The organism is Nocardia sp. CA-145437 (genome assembly GCF_050956485.1).
Classification (GTDB): Bacteria; Actinomycetota; Actinomycetes; order Mycobacteriales; family Mycobacteriaceae; genus Nocardia.
In genome coordinates this window covers 2,143,555-2,163,444 of record NZ_CP191204.1, presented here as the reverse complement: position 1 = coordinate 2,163,444, position 19,890 = coordinate 2,143,555, and the positions used below count along the sequence as shown (strand labels likewise).

Here is a 19,890-nt window from a genome sequence, read left to right as displayed (position 1 = left end):
TCAGGACTTGGCCAGATACTCCAGACGTTCGCCGTCCACGGCCGCGCGCATCATGCCCGCCAGACCCGGATGGTTCTTCAGGCCCGGATCCGAGGACACGATCTCACGCGCCACTTCCTGTGCGGCGGTGATGACTTCGAGGTCGTCCAGCAGCGACAGCAGGCGCAGGCTACGGGCGGTGCCGGACTGCGCCGACCCCAGCACATCGCCCTCGCGACGCTGTTTGAGATCCAGGACCGCGAGTTCGAAGCCGTCGGTGGTGCCCGCGACGGCCTCCAACCGGGCCATGGCGGTCCCCATCGGATTGGTCTCGGTGATCAGCAGGCACAGGCCCGCGTGCTTGCCACGACCGACCCGGCCACGCAGCTGATGCAACTGGCTGACGCCGAAGCGGTCCGCGTCCACGATCACCATGACGGTGGCGTTCGGGACGTCGACACCGACCTCGACCACCGTGGTGCAGACCAGCACATCGATCTCGGCGTCGTTGAAATCCCGCATGACGCGGTCCTTCTCGTCCGCGGGCAGCCGGCCGTGCAACAGGCCCACGCGGAGGTCCTTGAACGGGCCCGCCGCGAGCATCTCGTACATGTCGACGGCGGAATGGGTGGTGGGGCCTTCCTTCTCCTCCTCGGCTTTCGCCTTGCGGCCCTTGCCCTTCCCGTTCTCCTCCTCGTCGCCGATGCGCGAGCACACCACGTACGCCTGCCGGCCCTGCGACACCTCTTCGTGGATGCGCTCCCACGCGCGATCCACCCACGCCGGTTTCACCTTGGCGGGAACGACTTTCGAGGTGATCGGCGACCGGCCGCGCGGCAGCTGGGTCAGCACCGAGGTCTCCAGATCACCGAGGGTGGTCATGGCGATGGTGCGCGGAATCGGGGTCGCGGTCATCACCAGCAGGTGCGGGCTCGCCGCGCCTTTCGCCTTGGCGCGCAGGGCATCCCGCTGCTCGACACCGAACCGGTGCTGTTCGTCGACCACCACCATGCCCAGGTCGAAGAACTCCACATTGTCCTGGATCAGGGCGTGGGTGCCGATCACCAGACCGGCGTCACCGGTCACCGCGTCCAGCAGAGCGGCCTTCTTCTGCCCCGCCGACATGGAACCGGTCACCAGCACGATCTTGGTGGCGTTCTCGTCCGCGCCCAGCTCCCCCGCCGTGCCCAGATCGCCGAGCATCTTCGACAGCGACCGATAATGCTGGGCGGCAAGGACTTCCGTGGGGGCGAGCAGGGCGCACTGCTGACCGTTGTCCACCGCCTGCAGCATGGCGTGCAGGGCCACGATGGTCTTGCCCGAACCCACCTCACCCTGCAACAGCCGATGCATGGGGTGCGGACGCGACAGGTCCGCGGAGATCTCGTCGATGACCGCGCGCTGACCCTCGGTCAGCTCGAACGGCAGCCGCTTGTCGAAGGCGGCGGCGATGCCGTCGGTGCGCGGCGGGCACGGCTTCGCGGTGCGGCCCTCGGTCTGATGGCGGCGCTCGGCCAGCACCAGCTGCAGGGCCATCGCCTCGTCGAAACGCAGCCGGCCGCGGGCGGCCTCGATATCGGCCTTGTGCTCGGGTAGGTGGATCAGGCGCAGCGCGTCCGACACCGGCAGCAGCGCATGCTCGGTGCGCAGCGATTCCGGGAGCGGGTCGTCGATCGGGTCCAGCTGATCGAGCACCTGCCGGATACAGCGCAGCAGATCCCAGCTCTGCACCTTCGCCGTCGACGGATACACCGGGATGAACTCGCGCTCGAAGAACGAGACATCCACTCCCCCCGCGCCTTTCGCGGTCTGCGCCAGGCCGCGCAACGCGCCGCCGCCGCGCACCGAGGTGAGGTTCTCGATCGACTCGCCCTGCTCGGGCAGGATCAGATAGTCGGGGTGCGAGAGGTTCCAGCGGTCCGGCCGCCACCAGTGCACGGTGCCCGACATCATCGCCCGCACACCGTCTTTCACCAGATAGCGGACCTTGTCGCCATTGAAGAAGGTGATCTCCACCGGGCGCGGGCCGCCGGTGTCCAGGTTCACCTTGAGCAGGCTGCCGCGACGGTTCTTCATCGGGCGCAGATCGGTCTTGGTGACCCGGCCCATCACCGTGATGTGCTGGCCCTCCTCCGGCTGCTCCTCGGTGAGCGGCTGCCCCTGGGTGGCGTAGCGCAGCGGATAGTGCCGCAGCAGATCCTCGACGGTCTGCATGTCGAAGTGCTCCTGCAGCGATTCCGCCGCCTTCACCCCGAGCACGTGATCGAGCCGATCAGCCAGCGTCGCCATCTATTCCACCCCGATCTGCACCAGGTCACCGGTCTGACCGCCCGGGTACACCACCACTTCCACACCCGGGAAGCCCGCCGCCACATGCGCGGTCAAGTCGTCGGAAAGGCCCTCGGGCGCATCGCCGCCCACGAGCATGGTCACCAATTCCCCTCCCAGGCCCAGCATTCGGTCCAGCAGCGTACGACCGGCGGCCCGCACATCGGAATCGATGACCACCACATCGTGGCCGGCCAGCCCGAGCCCGTCGCCCGCCGCGCACATCCCCACCATGGTCAGCGCGCGCTCCGGCGCAACCTGCAACGCACCCCACCGGGTTCCGGCCGCCGCCTCCGACATGGCGAACGCGTCATCGGCCGCGACCCGTCCGGCATCGTGCATCGACAGCGCCGCCAGCCCCTGCACCATCGACGCGCACGGCAGCATCAACACCTCCCGCTGCCCGTCGCGCGCCGCCACACTCACCGCCACCAGCTCGTGCGCGGGCAAGGCCCCGTTCGGCAGCACCAGCACCTCCCGATGCGGAATTCTCCGAATCGCCTCGAGCAGCTCCTCCGAGGTGACCGCCCCCTCGATCACGACCGCCCCGGCGTCCTCGAACAACCGCACCGCCCCGGCCCCGGACGCCACCGCCAGGATCGCCCGATCCGCCTTTCCCCGCGGCGCATGCCCGGAATCGTCGAGGATCTCGATCCGGATCCCGGTCAGCGCCCCCGCGACCAGCCCGGCCTCGACAGCAGCGCCCGCGTCACCGCAGTGCACGTGCGCGGACCAGGTGTCGGCGCCGTCGCCCACGACCACCACCGAATCGCCCAGCTCCGCCAGCCGATCCCGCAGCACACCGACGCGCGGTTCATCCGTCTCCCGCACCAGGAACATGACCTCGTAATGCGGCACCGCGGCCCACGCGCCCCGCGGGCGGTGCGACCCCGAGCCCGACTCGGCCAAGCCCGAACCCGATCCGGCTACGTGCGAGACGGTCCCGAGTGCACGCGAATTCGCCACGGCCACACCAGAACTCGTTGCCTCGTCATCGGAAATCCCGGTGTCACCGGCGGCCGTGGCCGGCGCACCCGCACGCGGGCTCGACACCACCCCGGACTCGGCCGAATCGGCGGAGTGAGTGTCGATCCCACGATCGGCGTCGTCCTCGGCGCCGAAGCCGGCCGGAGCCGCCGCCGCGGCGGCGACATCCCCGCCCGCCCGGCGATGCCTCTCATCCGGCCGGTGCGCCGGCCGCTCGTCGGGCGCGCCGCGCCGGTAGATCGGCCGGGCGGGCGCTCGACCTCCGGCGGCCGCCACCAATTCGTCCAGCAGCACCAGTAATCCGCGCGCACCGGCGTCGACGACCCCGGCTTCCCGCAGCACTCCCAATTGCGCGGGCGTCTCCCCCAGCGCCTTGGCCGCCCCGTCCGCCGCGGCCAGCGCCACCGCGAGCAGATCCCGATCGGTGGCATCGGCGGCGCGCTCGGCGGCCCGTTCCAGCACGGTGAGCATGGTCCCCTCGACCGGCGAACTCAGCGCCTCCCGCACCAGCCGCGCCGCCCGCCGCAGCGCCACCCGCAACGCCCGCTCGGTCAGCGGCCCCTCGGCCACCGCGTCCGCGATCCCCCGCAGAACCTGCGACAGAATGATCCCCGAATTCCCGCGCGCCCCGAAGGTCGCCGCGCGCGCCATGGCCGCCGCCACAGTCCGAGCCGCCGGCCCCCGATCACCCGATAGCCGATCCGCGGGCGCCACCGGGTCACCGTCGAGCCGACCATTCCCGCCGCGACCACGCTCCGCCGCGGCGGCCGGCCCGCTCTCCTCCATCTCGCCCGGTTCGGCTGCCCGGTCCGGGGCGGGGACGATCGCACGAGCGGCGCGTTCGGCGGCGCGCACCGCTTCCTCCGCCCCGTACACGGCCGCCCGCATGGTGGCGAGCAGGTTGGTGCCGGTGTCGGAGTCGGCGACGGGGAAGACATTGAGGGCGTTGATCTCGTCCCGGTGGCGTTCCAGGGCGGTGAGGGTGAGGCGACCCCAGTTCAACAGGGCCGTACCGTCGAGCGCGTCCGCTACCCCGGGCACCGTCACCGTCCTTCCGCTCACGTCGTGAAATCCCCTCGCCAGCCTAGTCGGGGCAACCGACACCGCGCCGTCACCTGGCGTTCGTACACCGCATACGGACCCGGTACCGGGGGCCTGATTGGACACGCCCGGGACGGGTTGGCTACTCTTGGGCGGTTGCCTCACGCAGGCACGGTCCTGCTCGCTCAGGCATCGGCATGCGTTCACCGGCTCTCAGCCGGTAGGTACGGTCCAAGACATTAGGCTTTCGGACACGCTGTACATCGTGCAGCGGGTCCCTCTATGACATGAAGGAGCTCGCGACTATGGCTGCCGTCTGTGACGTCTGCGCCAAGGGCCCCGGCTTCGGTAAGTCGGTTTCGCACTCGCACCGGCGCACCAACCGTCGCTGGAACCCGAACATCCAGACCGTTCGCGCCCAGGTTGCCCCCGGCAACACCCGCCGCATGAACGTCTGCACCTCCTGCCTGAAGGCGGGCAAGGTCGTTCGCGGCTGATAAGCGCTTTTCGTCGGAAGCCCCGGCACCCAGAATGGGTGAACCGGGGCTTTTGTCGTTCCAGGGACGAGACAGGGTGGCAACCATGGGTGAGTGGCAGGTCGTTCCACTCGAACCGAAGTACGTCCGCAGCATGTCCGAATGCCACATCGCCTGCTGGCGGGAGGCGTATCGGGGCCTGGTGCCCCAGCATGTGCTCGACGCCTTCGACGTGGAGCGGCGGGCGGCCGCGTGGAGCCGGATCCTGTTCGAGTACCCGGGGCGGATCCGGGTCGCGGTGCTCGACGACGGCACCGTCATCGGCTTCGCGGGCAGCGGCGAGAACCGCGAGGAATCACCCGCCGCCGAACACGAGCTCAGCGCCCTCTACGTGCGCGCGACCTATCACGGCACGGGCGTGGCCCAGGCGCTGATGGACGAGGTGCTGCCGGAGACCGGCGACATCGCGCTGTGGGTGTTCGAGGAGAACCCCCGCGCGCGGGCCTTCTATACGAAATACGGCTTCGAACCCGACGGTGAACGCCGAGTCGAAGCCTTCTCTCCCGCACTGCAAGTGCGGATGGTGCGCCGGGCCCTGACGGGGTGAGGCCCGGCGCCGCGGTTCACGCCGCGCCGTTGAGGCAATCCACCTGCTGGCTGATCGACTGCAGCAGGCACGCCGTCCGCGAGGTGACGTTGGACGAGAGTCCGCTCACGCTGTTGGTGTCGAGCAGGCTGCCGACGGGCGTGACCGAGGTGGTGGACTCGGGGACGTAGGGGTCCAGGGTCAACGGCTCGGCATTGGCGATGGCCGGGGCCGAGGCCAGCGCGGCACCGGCGGCCAGAGCGACGAAAACACCACGGGCAGTCTTCTTCTGCATACACATGCTCCTGAATCAGGTAACGGATCAGCGCTACGGCAGACGCCAGTCGACCGGCGCGGCCCCTAGGGTACCCAGCAATTCGTTGGTTCGGGAGAAAGGCCGAGATCCGAAGAATCCTCGCGAAGCCGACAGCGGTGACGGATGCGCGGATTCGAGGTACGGAGTATCGCCCAGCATCGGCTTCAGCGTGGACGCGTCGCGGCCCCACAGGATCGCCACCAGCGGCTGGTCACGGGCAACCAGCGCGCGAATTGCCTGTTCGGTCACCGCTTCCCAGCCCTTGCCGCGATGCGAGGCCGGCTGGCCCGGCTGCACGGTCAGCACGCGGTTGAGCATCAGCACGCCCTGATCGCACCACGGCGACAGGTCACCGTTGGACGGCATCGGCAGGCCGAGGTCCTTGGTCAGCTCGGAGTAGATATTGGTCAGGCTGCGCGGAATCGGCGAAACGTCCGGGGCCACCGAGAAACTCAGGCCCACCGGATGCCCCGGCGTCGGATACGGATCCTGACCCACGATGAGTACCCGCACCTTGTCGAACGGCCGCTGGAAGGCCCGCAGCACATTCTCCCCCTTCGGGAGATAGCCACGCCCCTCGGCGTTTTCGACTCGCAGGAATTCACCCATCGCGGCAATACGGTCGGCCACCGGTTCGAGGGCCTCGGCCCAGCCCGTATCGATGACTTCCGACAGTGGTTTCGTGCCCATGTCGGGAAAACTTATCGTGTCGAGTTTCATCGCGGTACCGAGCCCTGCTATGCGAAGGAATCCCAACCGGCAGGTCCGGTTCGGGAGGTTCCATCCACCGTCACGCCCTCGCCCGCGACAACCCGGCCGACGCGCCGCCAGCCCTCCGGCACATCGCCCGAATCGGCGAAGGTCGCGGCGAAGGCGTGGTCCTCGCCGCCGGCCAGAATCCAGTCCAGGGGGCTGACGCCCAGCGCCTTGCCGACCGCCTCCAGCTCCGGATCCGCCAGGGCGGCGGACTCCAGATCGATGGCCACCCGCGAGGATTCGGCGATATGCCCCAGATCGGCCAGCAAGCCGTCCGACACATCGGTGAGCGCGGTGATCTCCGCGGTATCGGGCAGCTCCAGCACCGCCTCGTACGGGGGCCGCGGAACCCGGTGCGCGGCAACCACGTCCGCGAACTCCGTCTCCACGTCCGCGAACTCGGCGTTCCCGGCCGTGCCCGCGGACAGCACCGCGAACCCCGCACCCGAATGCCCCAGCGGCCCGGCCACCGCCACCACATCACCCGGCCGCGCACCCGACAACTTGATCGGCGCGCGACGCGGATCCCCGAAGGCCGTGACGCTGATGATGATCAGCGGGCTGCGCACCATGTCGCCGCCGGCGATGGACGCGCCCGCCCGCCCGGCCTCGGCCCACATCCCGTCGGCGAGCGCGCGCACGAACTCGACCGGCGTCTCCGCGGGACAGCCCAGCCCCACCACGAACGCGCTCGGCACCGCGCCCATGGCCACCACGTCGGCGGCGTTCTGGGCGATGGCCTTGCGGCCGATCTCCTGCGGGCTCGACCAATCGGTCCGGAAATGCCGGTCCTGCACCAGCATGTCGGTGGTCACCACGAACCGGCCCTCGGGCGCGGCGATCACGGCCGCGTCGTCACCCGGGCCCAGCAGCACGCCCGGCGTCTGCGTGCGCCCCGCGTTCACCAGCGCGATGAGCCCGAACTCGCCGAGCTCGCCCACGGTACGGGCGGCCGGAACGGACTGCGGATCGCTGGCGGTGGTGATGGCGGTCTCCTTCGGGGCGAGTGTGATGCGGGCGGCCGACCGCTCGACGGTACCCTCGAACCCGCAATCGACGACCAGCAGCCGGGCAGCACACCGCGAGGGCGCGCACACCCGGCACGGCACGATCGGGGATCGACGACCGGATGAGCAACGACACCCGCGGCACCGAACCGGACCACAGCGACGCGGCGGCGCCCGACGCCCTCGAGGACACGGCGGCCGAGACGCCCGCCACCGAGGCCGACGCCGACGCGAAGCCGGAGTCCGCGCACGCCGGGGACTCCGACGGCGAGTACGAGATGCGTCGTTCGCCCGCGCTCATCGCCACCGCTGTCGCGCTGCCGGTCGCCCTGGTCGTCGGACTGATCGTGATGGGCGTGCTGGCCAACCGGCACCACAGCCGCGACGCGCTGGCCCTCGGTTCGGTGCCCGCGCCCGCGGCCGCCGGACCCGAATGCACCGCGCTGCTCCCCGCCCTGCCCGACACGATCGGCGACTACACCACCGCCGAACTGGTGCAGCCCGCGCCGCCCGCCACCCACGCCTGGCAGCTGCCCGACGGCGGCGACGCCATCGTGGTGCGCTGCGGGCTGGACCGGCCGCTGGAATTCACCAAGTCCTCGCCGTTGCAGGTGGTGAACGGGGTCAACTGGTTCGAGCTGCGCGACCAGACCAGCGGCGTCACCTCCGGCACCTGGTGGGCCGTGGACCGCGGCACCTATGTCGCGCTGACCATGCCCGACAATGCCGGAGCGACTCCGCTGCAGGAAGTTTCGGAGGCCATCAAGAAGGCCATGCCCGAGAAGCCGATGGATCCGAACCCGATCCCCAACTGACAGATATATACGGAGAAGGCGGGTCGCTCAGAGCTTGCGGAGCGTGGCCTTCCCGGCGGTGAGATCGATCTCGGGTCCCTCGTCGCCGTCGCCCGGATTCTCCCGGTGCATGAGCACCGACTGCCGCTGCTCCATCTCCAGCCGCTTGCCGGAGCTGAAGGCCGCGTCGAACTGTTCCAGGCCGATGGCCGCCGCGCCCCGGCCGTCCTCGTTCCGCATCCACGGCAGCGCGGTGCGCCCGGTCAGCTTGCGATACGCCACGTCGGCGAAGGCCACCGCGATGATCAGCAGGGCCAGACCGGGAATCGTGAGGGCGACGAGCACACCGTCGAGGCTACGCGCGGACCCGGCTCGCGGCGTCGCCCCGCGGTCGCACGCGAACGGCCCGGTTCATCATCCGAAATGATGAACCGGGCCGTCGACGAGGAAGTCAGCGCAGGCCGGTGCCGCGGGCGCGGGCGGTCTCGATGAGGGTGCTCACCAGGGTCCGGTTGTCGATCCCCGCGGCCTCCCACATGCGCGGGTACATGGAGATCGAGGTGAAGCCGGGCATGGTGTTGATCTCGTTGATGACCGGCCCGTCGGCGGTCACGAAGAAGTCGACGCGGGCCAGGCCCTGGCAGTCCAGGGCGCGGAAGGCGCGCACCGCGAGCTCCCGGATCTCCTGGGACACAGCGTCGTCCAGCTTCGCGGGAACGTCGAACTCGCAGACGTCGTCGAGGTACTTGGTGTCGAAGTCGTAGAAGTCGGGGGCCTGCGCGTCGTCCTCCGGCATCCGGATCTCGGCCACCACGCTGGCTTCCACCCGGCCGTCCGGGAATTCCAGCACGCCGCACTCGACCTCACGGCCGACGATCCCGGCCTCCACGATCACCTTCGGGTCGTGGCGGCGCGCCTCCTCGATGGCGGCGTCGAGCAGGTCCCAGCTGTCCACCTTGGTGATGCCGATGGAGGAGCCGCCGCGCGCGGGCTTCACGAACACCGGCAATCCCAGGCGATCGCGGTCGGCGGCGGAGACGGTCGCGACGCCGGGGCGCAGCACGATCTGCACGCCGATCGGAAGACCCTCGGCCGCAAGCAGTTTCTTGGTGAATTCCTTGTCCATGCCGGCCGCGCTGGCCAGCACGCCCGGACCGACATAGGGCAGTTCGGCCAGTTCCAGCAGACCCTGCAGGGTGCCGTCCTCACCGAACGCGCCGTGCAGCACCGGGAACACGATGTCGACGGCGCCGAGCACGGTCTCCGCACCATCCAGCGGCACCAGCGCGCCGGCACGCGAGGGATCCGCCGTCAGCGCCAGCGCGGTGCCCTTGTCGTCGACCATGGGCAGCGCCCGATCCTGCGCGGACAGCGTCCGCGGGTCGGCGTCGCCGAGCACCCAGGTACCGTCCCGCGTGATGCCGATCGGAACCGCCTCGTAGCGTTCGGGATCGAGGCTCGCCAACACGGTGCGCGCGGACACACACGACACCCCGTGCTCGTTGCTGCGGCCGCCGAACACCACCGCCACCCTGGTCCTGTTGGTCATGCCCCGAACCGTACCCGGTCGATTGTGGCGGCAGTGTTACGCGGTCGTCCCGACCCGGGCGCAGGTCATTCCGATTTGAGACGGCGTCCCTGCAGCTGCCCCACCGCTTCGGCCGCCGAGAGGCCCTCGTGGCACACCTGATGCACCGCGTTGGTCAGCGGCATCTCCACCCCGTGCGCGGCGGCCAGCGCCCGCACCGATGTGCAGGACTTCACACCCTCCACGACCTGGCCATGAGTCGCTTCCAGAGCGGTCTCCATGGTGCCGCCCGCGCCCAGCGCGTGCCCGAAGGACCGATTGCGCGACAGCGACGAGGTGCAGGTGGCCACCAGATCACCGACACCGGCCAGTCCGGCGAAGGTCACCGGCTCGGCGCCGACCGCCACCCCCAGCCGGATGATCTCGGCCAGCCCGCGCGTGATGAGGGTGGCGATCGAGTTGTCACCCAACCCCATGCCCGAGGCGATCCCGCAGGCGAGCGCGATGACGTTCTTGCACGCCCCGCCGATCTCGCAGCCGATCACGTCGGAATTGGTGTACGGCCGGAAATAGCCGGTGGCACAGGCGTGCTGCACCGCCTCCGCGCGCGCCACGTCCGGGCAGGCGATCACGGTCGCGGCGGGCTGCCCGGCCGCGATCTCGTGCGAGAGGTTCGGGCCCGACAGCACCGCGATGCGGCCCGGATCCGCGCCGGAGACCTCCGCGATCACCTCGCTCATCCGCAGCAGCGTCCCGGTCTCGATGCCCTTGGCCAGACTCAGCAGCGTGGCCTCGGCCGGAATCAGGTCCTTCCAGGCCGCGAGATTGGCGCGCAGCGACTGCGACGGCACCGCCAGCACCACGATGTCGGCCCCGTCCAGCACGACGGCGGGATCATCGGACGCGGCCAGCGGCGGCAACACCACATTCGGCAGATACCAGGGATTTCGATGCTCGGTGGCCAGCACCTTGGCCACCTCCGGCCGCCGAGCCCACATGGTGGTCTCGGTTCCCGCCTCCGCCAACACCTTCGCGAACGCGGTCCCCCATGACCCCGCTCCCAACACCGCTGCCCTTGCCATCCAACAAATATATGCGCGCACCCTGTGCGCCACTCCGTAGTGGCGTCTCCCCGAAATTCGACGCCGCTCACGCGCCCGTCATCTTGGAGTGGGAGGATTCGGGCATGCGCCCGTCCGTGCACGCGGTCATCGCGGTCAAGAGCTTGGGACTCGCCAAGAGTCGGCTGGGCGATGGGCTGGGTCCGGAATATCGGCCGCGGCTGGTGCTGGCCATGCTGGCCGACACCGTGACCGCCGCCGCGACGACACCCGGCATCGCCTCGGTGACCGTCGTGACGCCGGATCCGGCCGTGTCGGATCTGGTTCGTGAACTCGGCGCGCGTGTGCATCCCGAACCCGAGGTGGTCCCCGCGCACACCACCGGTCTGAACGCGGCGCTGGCCGCGGGCGCGGACGCGGTGCGGCGGGCGCACGGTCCGGTCGATCTGCTTGCCCTGCAAGCGGATCTGCCCGCGCTGCGTCCCGCCGAACTGGGCGAGCTGCTCGTGAGGGCCGGGCATCGCCGGTCGGTGGTGACCGACCACGAGGGCAGTGGCACCGTCGCCCTGCTGGTGCGCGGCGGGGACGATCCCCTGACCGCCGCATTGAACCCGCTCTTCGGTCCGGACTCCGCCCGCCGCCATATCGCCGGGGGCGCGGTGGAGTTGCTGGGCGATTGGCCTGGACTACGTCAGGACGTCGATACCGCCGCGGATCTCGAGCGCGCCGCCGCGCTCGGCGTCGGGCCGGCGACCAGCGCGCTACTCCGAGAAATCACCGTGTCGCAAGCGTGTCACGAAACCGGGAACAGGTGCCGGGCCGAATCATCACTGTCCTGACGCGGCGTGATCTGCGCTGCACTGGACGGTGTCAGAACAGCACCACACCCACGACATAAGGAATGATCGTGAGAGTGAGCGATACGGAAACCGTCAAGCAATCGCCGCTACTACCGGCGGCGCCGCCCGCGGCAACCCCACCGCCCACCGCGATACCGCCGCTGCCCGCGGACCGGTACGTCAATCGGGAACTCAGCTGGCTCGACTTCAACGCCCGCGTACTCGCGCTGGCCGAGGACCAGTCGCAGCCGCTGCTCGAACGCGCCAAATTCCTCGCCATTTTCGCGTCGAATCTGGACGAGTTCTACATGGTGCGCGTCGCGGGCCTCAAGCGCCGCGCCGAGACCGGGCTGTCGGTACGGTCCGCCGACGGCCTGTCCCCCACCGAGCAGCTCGAGATGATCGCCGTCCGCACCCAGGAGATCGCCGCGCGGCACGCCCGCGTCTTCCTGGACCAGGTACTGCCCGCGCTCACCGCCGAGGGCATCGACATCATCCGCTGGACCGACCTGGAGGACAGCGAAAAGGAACGCCTTTCCGGATACTTCCAGGATCAGGTGTTCCCCGTGCTGACCCCGCTGGCGGTCGACCCGGCCCACCCCTTCCCCTACATCAGCGGCCTGAGTCTGAATCTCGCCGTGACGGTGAAGGATTCGGTGACCGGCGGCGAGCACTTCGCCCGCGTCAAGGTGCCCGACAATGTGGACCGCTTCGTGCGGGTCCGCCGCGCCGGCAGCCGTGAATCCGGTGCGGCACAAGGCCCGTCCCTGGCCGCCTTCCTCCCCATGGAGGAGCTGATCGCCGCGCACCTGGATCAGCTGTTCCCGGGAATGGAAGTGGTGGAACAGCATTCGTTCCGCATCACCCGCAATGCCGACCTGGAGGTCGAGGAGGACCGCGACGAGGACCTGCTGCAGGCCCTCGAACGCGAACTCGCCCGCCGCCGCTTCGGCTCTCCGGTGCGACTGGAAGTCTCCGACGACATGACCGAGCACATGCTCGATCTGCTGCTCCGCGAACTCGACGTCGACCCCGCCGACGTCATCGAGGTGCCCGGCCTGCTCGACCTGTCCTGCCTGTGGCAGGTCTACGGCGTGGACCGGCCCAACCTCAAGGACGCCCCGTACGTCCCCGCCACCCCGCCCGCCTTCGGCGAACGCGAAACGCCCCGAAACGTTTTCGCGGCCCTGCGTGAGGGCGACGTGCTGGTGCACCACCCCTACGACTCCTTCTCCACCAGCGTGCAGCGGTTCATCGAACAGGCCGCCGCCGACCCGCAGGTGCTGGCCATCAAGCAGACCCTGTACCGCACCTCCGGCGACTCCCCCATCGTCAACGCCCTCATCGACGCCGCCGAGGCGGGCAAGCAGGTGGTGGCGCTGGTCGAGATCAAGGCCCGCTTCGACGAGCAGGCCAACATCAAATGGGCGCGGGCGCTGGAGCAGGCGGGCGTGCACGTGGTCTACGGCCTGGTCGGGCTCAAGACCCACTGCAAGACCTGCCTGGTGGTGCGGCGCGAGGGAGCCACCATCCGTCGCTACTGTCACATCGGCACCGGGAATTACAACCCCAAGACCGCGCGCCTGTACGAGGACGTCGGATTGCTCACCGCCGCACCGGAGATCGGCGCGGACCTCACCGACCTGTTCAACTCGCTGACCGGCTATTCGCGAAAGGCCAACTACCGCAACCTGCTGGTGGCCCCGGTCGGCGTCCGCGCCGGGATCATCGAGCGGATCGAACGCGAGATCGAACTGGCGCGCGAGGGCGCCGACGCGCGAATCCGCGTGAAGGCCAACGCCATCGTCGACGAACAGGTCATCGACGCGCTCTACCGGGCCTCCCAGGCCGGGGTCCCGGTCGAGATCGTGGTGCGCGGCATCTGCGGCCTGCGCCCCGGCGTGCCCGGCATGAGCGACAACATCCAGGTGCGCTCGATTCTCGGGCGGTACCTGGAACATTCACGGGTGCTGCACTTCCAGGCGCAGAACGAGTACTGGATCGGCTCGGCCGACATGATGCATCGCAACCTCGACCGGCGCGTGGAAGTGCTGGCGCAGGTGAAGGATCCGCGTCTGGCCGACCGGCTCGGACAGGTGTTCGACTCCGCCACTCATCCGGCCACCCGCTGCTGGGTGCTGCGCCCCGACGGCAGCTGGCAGGCCCAGCCCGGACCCGAGGTGCCCTCCGACCAGATTCGCGACCACCAGGAGTACCTCATGCGGCTGCGTCGTCCGGACCGCCAGTGAGCAGAACCACCAAGGACCCCGCCGCCGAATTCACCGATCCACCGGTCAAGGCCAACATCCTCGCGGCCGGGGCGGTGTTGTGGCGGCACGCCCCGGGCACCGACGCCGTCGAGATCGCCCTCGTGCACCGCCCCAAGTACGACGACTGGTCGCTGCCCAAAGGCAAGCTGGATCCCGGTGAGACGCCGGTGATCACGGCCGTGCGCGAGGTCACCGAGGAGACCGGGCTGAATTCGCGCCTGGGGCGCTATCTCGGCCACGTGACGTATCCGATCCCGGGCCATCGGAAGCTGAAGCGGGTGGACTACTGGGCCGCCGAGGTCGTCGACGGGGCCTTCGAGTCCAACTCGGAAGTCGACGTCCTGCACTGGTACCGCCTCGACCGGGTGATGGACGCCGTCTCCTATCCCATGGATCGCACCATCATCCGCAATTTCCTGCGCCAGCCCGCCGACACCGCCACCCTGCTGCTGGTCCGGCACGCCAAGGCCGGGCGCAGCGACCGCTACGCGGGGGACGACGACCTGCGGCCGCTCGAAAAGGCCGGTCGCGCACAGGCTCGCGCCCTGGTGCCCAACCTGCTCGCCTTCGGCGCGGCCGAAATCATCTCGGCCCCACCATCGCGCTGTGTCCAAACCGTGACCCCGCTGGCCGAGAAACTGGGCGTCGATATCGAATTGGAGCCGTTGTTCTCCGAATCCGGTTACGCGACAGCACCCGATGCCGCCCGCAAACGCGCCCGCGACCTGGTCTCCGCCGACTCGGTCCGGGTGATCTCGAGTCAGGGCAAGGTGATTCCGGATCTGCTGGAGTGGTGGGCCGCCGAGGACGGGGTGAGCCTGCCACCGGCCCGCAATCGCAAGGGCAGTGTGTGGGTGCTGTCCTTCCACGGCGGTCGCCTGGTCGCCGCCGACCATCTCGACCGCATTCTCGTCCCCGCCGACCTACCCCAGGGCTGACCGGGTCATCTGTCGTCCGGCGGCCACCCAGAACCCTTGGAACGCCGCCGTACCGGCCGCTGTCCGGCCGAATCCACCCGGCGGACGGCCGATTCCGGCCCCCTACCGGCCCCCATCGCTCCCCCAACGCCCGAAAACCTGCCCCGGACATGCGAAACGGCCCGGCGATGCCGGGCCGTCTCACGTGTCGTCCTGCTCGAAAACCCCCGTCAGCGACGGGTTGTCGCCGGATTAGCGGCGCGCGGCGCGCTTGGCGGCGGTCTTCTTGGCGGGAGCCTTCTTGGCCGCCTTCTTGGCCGTGGTGGCCTTCGAGGCGGTGACCTTCTTGGCAGCCGTGGTCTTCTTGACCGCGGCGGCCTTGGCCGGAGCCTTCTTGGCGACCGTCTTCTTCACGGCGGCCTTCTTGGCGACCGCCTTCTTGACGGCGGCCTTCTTGGCGGGAGCCTTCGACGCCGCCTTCTTGGCGGTGGTCTTGGCCGGAGCCTTGGTGGCGGCCTTCTTCGCGGTCTTCTTGGCGGTGGTCTTCTTCGCACCGGCCTTGCCCGAAACCGGGGCAGCCACACCGCGCTTCACGGCCGGGCCGCTCGAGGCGATCTTCTGCTTGCCCGCGATGATCGCCTTGAACTGGGCACCGGGACGGAAGGCCGGGACCGAAGTCGGCTTCACCTTGACGGTTTCGCCGGTGCGCGGGTTGCGAGCGACACGCGCCGCGCGCTTCCGCTGCTCGAAGACGCCGAATCCCGTGATGGTGACGCTCTGACCTTTGTTCACAGCACGCACGATCGTGTCGACCATCTGCTCGACAGCTGCAGTAGCGGTGCGCCTGTCAGTACCCAACTTCTCGGTCAGAACATCGATCAGTTCCGCCTTGTTCATTGAATCCTCCGCAGACTAATTGGCCCGTCGTCGGACCGACTAGGTACCACGGTAAACCCTTTCGGGGCAAGAGTCTATGTGCCACGCGGAAATACATGACGCATGGCACACGCTCAGCTACCGGGTTTGAGGGCGTCCAGCTAACGCCCATCAATGATTACGTCTGCGAAATACGGGCCGGAATGGTTGCGGGTTTCCAAGTCGGCCTTGCGTTTTCGAACTGGCTGATCTCGTCGCTGTGCCGGAGAGTGAGACCGATGTCGTCCAGGCCTTCCAGCAGGCGCCACCGCGTGTAGTCGTCAATATCGAACGGCAACACGACGGTTCCGGCCGACACGGTGCGCGCCTCGAGGTCCACCGCCAATTCCAAACCCGGCTGTTCCTCGAGCAACTTCCAGAGCAATTCCACATCGCTCTGGGCCATCCGGGCCGTCAGAAGCCCGTCCTTGCCCGCGTTCCCACGGAAGATGTCGGCGAAGCGAGAGGAGATCACCACCCGGAACCCGAAGTCCTTGAGGGCCCAAACCGCGTGCTCACGTGAGGATCCGGTCCCGAAATCCGGACCGGCGACCAGGACACTACCCCGGTTGTAAGGCTCGGTGTTCAGAATGAAGTTCGGATCCGTCCGCCATGCCGCGAACAGGCCGTCCTCGAAACCCGTTCGGGTTACGCGCTTCAGATAGACGGCCGGGATGATCTGGTCGGTGTCGACATTGGATCGGCGCAACGGAACACCGATCCCCTTGTGGACCTTGAAGGCTTCCATCGTTGTTTCTCCTGAGTCAGTGGGGGCAGCGGAATCTGGGCCGCTACCGGCGGGCGATCAGTTCAGATCCGCAGGTGAGGACAGGGTTCCGCGCACCGCGGTGGCCGCCGCGACCAGCGGCGAGACCAGGTGCGTACGCCCGCCCTTGCCCTGTCGCCCTTCGAAGTTGCGGTTCGAGGTGGCGGCACAGCGCTGACCGGGGGAAAGCTGATCCGGGTTCATGCCCAGGCACATCGAGCAGCCCGGCTGACGCCATTCCGCGCCCGCGGCGGTGAAAATCTCGCCCAGACCCTCCTTTTCCGCCTGCAACCGCACCCGCATCGAGCCCGGCACGATCAGCATCCGCACCCCGCCCGCGACCTTGCGGCCCTTCAGGATGTCGGCCACCGCGCGCAGATCCTCGATCCGGCCGTTGGTGCACGAACCCACGAAAACCGTGTCCACGGTGACGTCCCGCAGCGGAGTACCCGGGGTCAGGTCCATGTATTCCAGCGCCTTCTCGGCCGCCGCGCGCTCGTTCTCGTCGTGGATCTGCTCCGGATCCGGCACCGAGTCGCCCAGCGGCGCACCCTGTCCCGGGTTGGTGCCCCAGGTGACGAACGGGGTCAGCGCCGAGCCGTCCAGATGCACCTCGGCGTCGAAAACCGCGCCCTCGTCGCTCTTCAGGGCGTCCCAGGCCGCCACGGCGGCATCCCAGTCCGCGCCCTGCGGGGCGTGCGGACGGCCCTTCAGGTACTCGTAGGTGACCTCGTCGGGGGCCACCATGCCCGCCCGGGCGCCGGCCTCGATCGACATGTTGCACATGGTCATCCGGGCCTCCATGGACATGGAGCGCACGGCCGCGCCGCGGTACTCCAGCACATAGCCCTGACCGCCGCCGGTGCCGATCTTGGCGATGACCGCCAGGATGACGTCCTTGGCGGTGACGCCGTGGGGCAGTTCACCGTCGATATTGATGGCCATGGTCTTGAACGGGCGCAGCGACAGCGTCTGCGTCGCCAGCACGTGTTCCACTTCCGAGGTGCCGATACCCATCGCCAGCGCGCCGAACGCGCCGTGGGTGGAGGTGTGCGAATCACCGCACACCACCGTGGTTCCCGGCTGGGTCAGGCCCAGCTGCGGGCCCACCACGTGCACGATGCCCTGCTCGACATCGCCCATGGAGTGCAGGCGGACACCGAATTCCTCGCAGTTCTTGCGCAGCGTCTCGACCTGCAGGCGCGAGACCGGGTCCGCGATCGGCTTGTCGATGTCGACGGTGGGGACGTTGTGGTCCTCGGTGGCGATGGTGAGATCCGGGCGGCGGACCGGGCGGCCCGCGGCGCGCAGGCCGTCGAACGCCTGCGGGCTGGTGACCTCGTGCACCAGGTGCAGGTCGATGTAGATGAGATCGGGCTGGCGGTGCTCGCCCTCGCCTTCGCCGCGCACGACGACATGCTCGTCCCAGACCTTCTCCGCCAGAGTGCGTGGCCGGTCGGCCATAGCTCCATCACCTCTCGATAGACATTCCCGTGCCCGGGCTGGTGACACGGTGGCTCGCGTCCGATGCCGGGGAGCGGCCGGTTTGCCGCGCAGCCAATTTGCATTTCCCAACATGCGAGACGCTAATATCGTTCTATGAGACAGCATAGCGGTATCGGGGTTCTGGACAAAGCCATGGCCGTCCTGCACGCCGTAGCCGAGCAACCCTGCGGCCTCAACGAGCTGTGCGCCCGCACCGGCCTGCCCCGCGCCACCGCGCATCGCCTGGCCGTGGGCCTGGAGACGCATCGCATGCTGGCCCGCGACAGCCAGGGCCTGTGGCGGCCCGGTCCGGCCCTGTCGGAGCTGGCGACAACCGCCAGCGACCCGCTCCTGGACGCCGCTTCCTCCATCCTGCCGCGCCTGCGCGAGATCACCGGCGAGAGCGTGCAGCTCTACCGCCGCGACGGCAATGCCCGCGTCTGCGTGGCCGCCATGGAACCGGCCGCGGGCCTGCGCGACACCGTGCCCATCGGGGCCCGACTACCGCTCACCGCGGGCTCGGCCGCGAAAGTCCTGCTGGCCTGGGCCGATCCCGAATCGCAGCGAAGCATCCTGCCCGAGGCCGTCTTCGGCGAGCGGGCGCTGGCCGAGGTCCGCCGCCGCGGCTGGGCGCAGAGCGCGGCCGAGCGCGCGGCCGGGGTGGCCAGCGTCTCCGCGCCGGTGCGCGACGCGGCGGGCGGCGTGATCGCGGCCGTCTCGGTCTCCGGACCCATCGACCGCATGGGCCGCCGCCCGGGCGCACGCTGGGCCGCGGACCTGGTGGCCGCCGCCGACGCCCTCCACAAGCGTCTCTGACGGACTTTGCGGCCCCGGGGTGACCCTCGGGGTGGCCACAGCCGTCACGACAGCCTCAGCGGCCGCTCGACACTCCTGACAGCCCGCGAACCGGGCGCCGATCGCAGCCCCCGCCGGATCCGGCGGGGGCTGCGGCGTCTCCGAGGCCCGGCAACCGGCCGGTGACACCCCGCGCATGGCAGGAAATGGCCGGTGTGACCGCGCTCATACGCCGTAAATTACAGTCGGCCCATGGGAGTTAATCAACGCGCGCAAATCGTGATGTCCGACGAGGAGATCGCGGGATTCCTCGAGCGCAGCCGGGTCGCCACCATGGCCACGCTGAGCGCCGAGGGCAGGCCGCACCTGGTGGCCATGTGGTACGCGCTCATCGACGGCGAGATCTGGTTCGAGACCAAGGCCAAGGCCCAGAAGACGGTGAATCTGCGGCGCGATCCGCGCATCACCGTGATGGTCGAGGCCGGCGACACCTACGACCAGTTGCGCGGCATTGCCATCGAGGGCCGCGCCGAGGTCGTCGACGATCCCGAGGCGCTGTTCAAAGTGGGAATCAGCGTGTGGGAACGCTATACCGGGCCCTACAGCGAAGAGATGAAGCCGTTCGTGGAGCAGATGCTGCACAAGCGGGTGGCGGTGCGCGTGGTGCCCGAGCGGACCCGCAGCTGGGATCACCGCAAACTCGGCCTGCCCGCCATGCCGCTGGGCGGCAGCACCCACGGTCAGGAGCCGTAAGAACCCCGGAAACAGTGCAGGCCCCCAGCCGGTTGGCTGGGGGCCCGCACTTTGTAGTCCCGACGGGATTTGAACCCGCGCTACCGCCTTGAGAGGGCGGCGTCCTAGGCCGCTAGACGACGGGACCAGGATGAGATTCCGGCGGATTTCGCAATCCACCGGCCTTCTCGAATTCGAGAGCCGGAGCTCTCGCAGCTGGGGTACCAGGACTCGAACCTAGAATGGCTGAACCAGAATCAGCTGTGTTGCCAATTACACCATACCCCATTGACCTGGGCTTTCAGGATCTCC

Annotated in this window: 19 protein-coding genes and 2 tRNA genes; 8 read left to right on the top strand and 13 right to left on the bottom strand. The window is 69.2% G+C overall.

Annotated elements, in window-relative coordinates; translation table 11 throughout:
* Entirely contained in the window at window positions 1-2,268 is a 2,268-nt protein-coding gene (recG, locus tag ACQPYY_RS09570; RefSeq protein WP_433593468.1) for an ATP-dependent DNA helicase RecG, read from the bottom strand.
* Entirely contained in the window at window positions 2,269-4,356 is a 2,088-nt protein-coding gene (locus ACQPYY_RS09565) for a DAK2 domain-containing protein (protein ID WP_433593467.1), read from the bottom strand.
* A gap of 284 nt (window positions 4,357-4,640) precedes the next feature.
* On the opposite strand from ACQPYY_RS09565, the gene rpmB reads away from it, so the two are divergent.
* Together rpmB and ACQPYY_RS09555 are read left to right on the top strand one after the other, a co-directional pair.
* The gene (rpmB, locus tag ACQPYY_RS09560) at window positions 4,641-4,832 is read left to right on the top strand and encodes a 50S ribosomal protein L28 (protein WP_011210730.1); all 192 of its coding nucleotides are present in this window, start codon (window positions 4,641-4,643) and stop codon (window positions 4,830-4,832) included.
* An 85-nt stretch (window positions 4,833-4,917) separates the two neighbouring features.
* Window positions 4,918-5,418, top strand: coding sequence for an N-acetyltransferase family protein (locus ACQPYY_RS09555; RefSeq protein ID WP_433593466.1), 501 nt, complete (start codon window positions 4,918-4,920; stop codon window positions 5,416-5,418).
* Between the two features lie 16 nt (window positions 5,419-5,434).
* Here the strand turns inward: ACQPYY_RS09555 and ACQPYY_RS09550 are convergent, their stop codons facing one another.
* From ACQPYY_RS09550 to ACQPYY_RS09540, 3 genes are read right to left on the bottom strand one after another with little or no spacing between them, the layout of a single operon-like run.
* Window positions 5,435-5,692: a hypothetical protein gene (locus ACQPYY_RS09550; protein WP_379101722.1), complete on the bottom strand. Its 258-nt coding sequence runs from the start codon at window positions 5,690-5,692 to the stop codon at window positions 5,435-5,437.
* A 33-nt stretch (window positions 5,693-5,725) separates the two neighbouring features.
* On the bottom strand, window positions 5,726-6,403 hold the full coding sequence (locus ACQPYY_RS09545) for a uracil-DNA glycosylase (protein WP_433594605.1): 678 nt from the start codon (window positions 6,401-6,403) through the stop codon (window positions 5,726-5,728).
* 47 nt (window positions 6,404-6,450) lie between these two features.
* Window positions 6,451-7,410 carry a thiamine-phosphate kinase gene (locus ACQPYY_RS09540; protein ID WP_433594604.1) on the bottom strand — a complete coding sequence of 320 codons (960 nt, stop codon included), beginning with the start codon at window positions 7,408-7,410 and terminating at the stop codon, window positions 6,451-6,453.
* Window positions 7,411-7,598: 188 nt separating this feature from the next.
* On the opposite strand from ACQPYY_RS09540, the gene ACQPYY_RS09535 reads away from it, so the two are divergent.
* Window positions 7,599-8,291 carry a DUF3515 domain-containing protein gene (locus tag ACQPYY_RS09535; protein ID WP_433593465.1) on the top strand — a complete coding sequence of 231 codons (693 nt, stop codon included), beginning with the start codon at window positions 7,599-7,601 and terminating at the stop codon, window positions 8,289-8,291.
* A gap of 27 nt (window positions 8,292-8,318) precedes the next feature.
* Here ACQPYY_RS09535 and ACQPYY_RS09530 read toward each other — a convergent pair whose 3' ends face one another.
* The 3 genes from ACQPYY_RS09530 to ACQPYY_RS09520 all read right to left on the bottom strand — a co-directional run bounded on the left by ACQPYY_RS09530 (window position 8,319) and on the right by ACQPYY_RS09520 (window position 10,880).
* Window positions 8,319-8,615, bottom strand: a complete 297-nt coding sequence (locus ACQPYY_RS09530; RefSeq protein ID WP_357097563.1) for a DUF6191 domain-containing protein — start codon at window positions 8,613-8,615, stop codon at window positions 8,319-8,321.
* Window positions 8,616-8,721: 106 nt separating this feature from the next.
* On the bottom strand, window positions 8,722-9,819 hold the full coding sequence (locus ACQPYY_RS09525) for a D-alanine--D-alanine ligase family protein (RefSeq protein ID WP_379101715.1): 1,098 nt from the start codon (window positions 9,817-9,819) through the stop codon (window positions 8,722-8,724).
* A 65-nt stretch (window positions 9,820-9,884) separates the two neighbouring features.
* Window positions 9,885-10,880, bottom strand: coding sequence for an NAD(P)H-dependent glycerol-3-phosphate dehydrogenase (locus tag ACQPYY_RS09520; protein ID WP_433593464.1), 996 nt, complete (start codon window positions 10,878-10,880; stop codon window positions 9,885-9,887).
* Between the two features lie 104 nt (window positions 10,881-10,984).
* Here ACQPYY_RS09520 and cofC point away from each other — a divergent pair, with 104 nt between their 5' ends.
* The 3 genes from cofC to ACQPYY_RS09505 all read left to right on the top strand — a co-directional run bounded on the left by cofC (window position 10,985) and on the right by ACQPYY_RS09505 (window position 14,906).
* A complete protein-coding gene (gene cofC / locus ACQPYY_RS09515; protein ID WP_433593463.1) occupies window positions 10,985-11,698 on the top strand; it encodes a 2-phospho-L-lactate guanylyltransferase in 714 nt (237 codons plus the stop codon).
* Window positions 11,699-11,760: 62 nt separating this feature from the next.
* Entirely contained in the window at window positions 11,761-13,947 is a 2,187-nt protein-coding gene (locus ACQPYY_RS09510; RefSeq protein ID WP_433593462.1) for an RNA degradosome polyphosphate kinase, read from the top strand.
* Complete coding sequence (locus tag ACQPYY_RS09505; protein ID WP_379101707.1) at window positions 13,944-14,906, top strand: NUDIX hydrolase; 963 nt, start codon at window positions 13,944-13,946, stop codon at window positions 14,904-14,906. The genes ACQPYY_RS09510 and ACQPYY_RS09505 overlap by 4 nt, the downstream gene beginning before the upstream one ends.
* 231 nt (window positions 14,907-15,137) lie before the next feature.
* Here ACQPYY_RS09505 and ACQPYY_RS09500 read toward each other — a convergent pair whose 3' ends face one another.
* The 3 genes from ACQPYY_RS09500 to leuC form a co-directional block, all read right to left on the bottom strand.
* Window positions 15,138-15,782 (bottom strand): HU family DNA-binding protein, encoded by a 645-nt coding sequence (locus ACQPYY_RS09500; RefSeq protein ID WP_433593461.1) that lies wholly within the window; start codon window positions 15,780-15,782, stop codon window positions 15,138-15,140.
* Between the two features lie 157 nt (window positions 15,783-15,939).
* Complete coding sequence (gene leuD / locus ACQPYY_RS09495) at window positions 15,940-16,548, bottom strand: 3-isopropylmalate dehydratase small subunit (RefSeq protein WP_379101703.1); 609 nt, start codon at window positions 16,546-16,548, stop codon at window positions 15,940-15,942.
* A 57-nt stretch (window positions 16,549-16,605) separates the two neighbouring features.
* A complete protein-coding gene (gene leuC, locus ACQPYY_RS09490; RefSeq protein ID WP_379101701.1) occupies window positions 16,606-18,030 on the bottom strand; it encodes a 3-isopropylmalate dehydratase large subunit in 1,425 nt (474 codons plus the stop codon).
* 135 nt (window positions 18,031-18,165) lie between these two features.
* Here leuC and ACQPYY_RS09485 point away from each other — a divergent pair, with 135 nt between their 5' ends.
* Window positions 18,166-18,867 carry an IclR family transcriptional regulator gene (locus tag ACQPYY_RS09485; protein ID WP_357097580.1) on the top strand — a complete coding sequence of 234 codons (702 nt, stop codon included), beginning with the start codon at window positions 18,166-18,168 and terminating at the stop codon, window positions 18,865-18,867.
* Between the two features lie 231 nt (window positions 18,868-19,098).
* The gene (locus tag ACQPYY_RS09480) at window positions 19,099-19,599 is read left to right on the top strand and encodes a pyridoxamine 5'-phosphate oxidase family protein (protein WP_433593460.1); all 501 of its coding nucleotides are present in this window, start codon (window positions 19,099-19,101) and stop codon (window positions 19,597-19,599) included.
* A 54-nt stretch (window positions 19,600-19,653) separates the two neighbouring features.
* Here the strand turns inward: ACQPYY_RS09480 and ACQPYY_RS09475 are convergent.
* Together ACQPYY_RS09475 and ACQPYY_RS09470 are read right to left on the bottom strand one after the other, a co-directional pair.
* Window positions 19,654-19,726: transfer RNA gene (locus tag ACQPYY_RS09475), tRNA-Glu, on the bottom strand.
* 68 nt (window positions 19,727-19,794) lie between these two features.
* Window positions 19,795-19,866 (bottom strand) — tRNA-Gln (locus ACQPYY_RS09470).
* Between the last annotated feature and the right edge of the window lie 24 nt (window positions 19,867-19,890).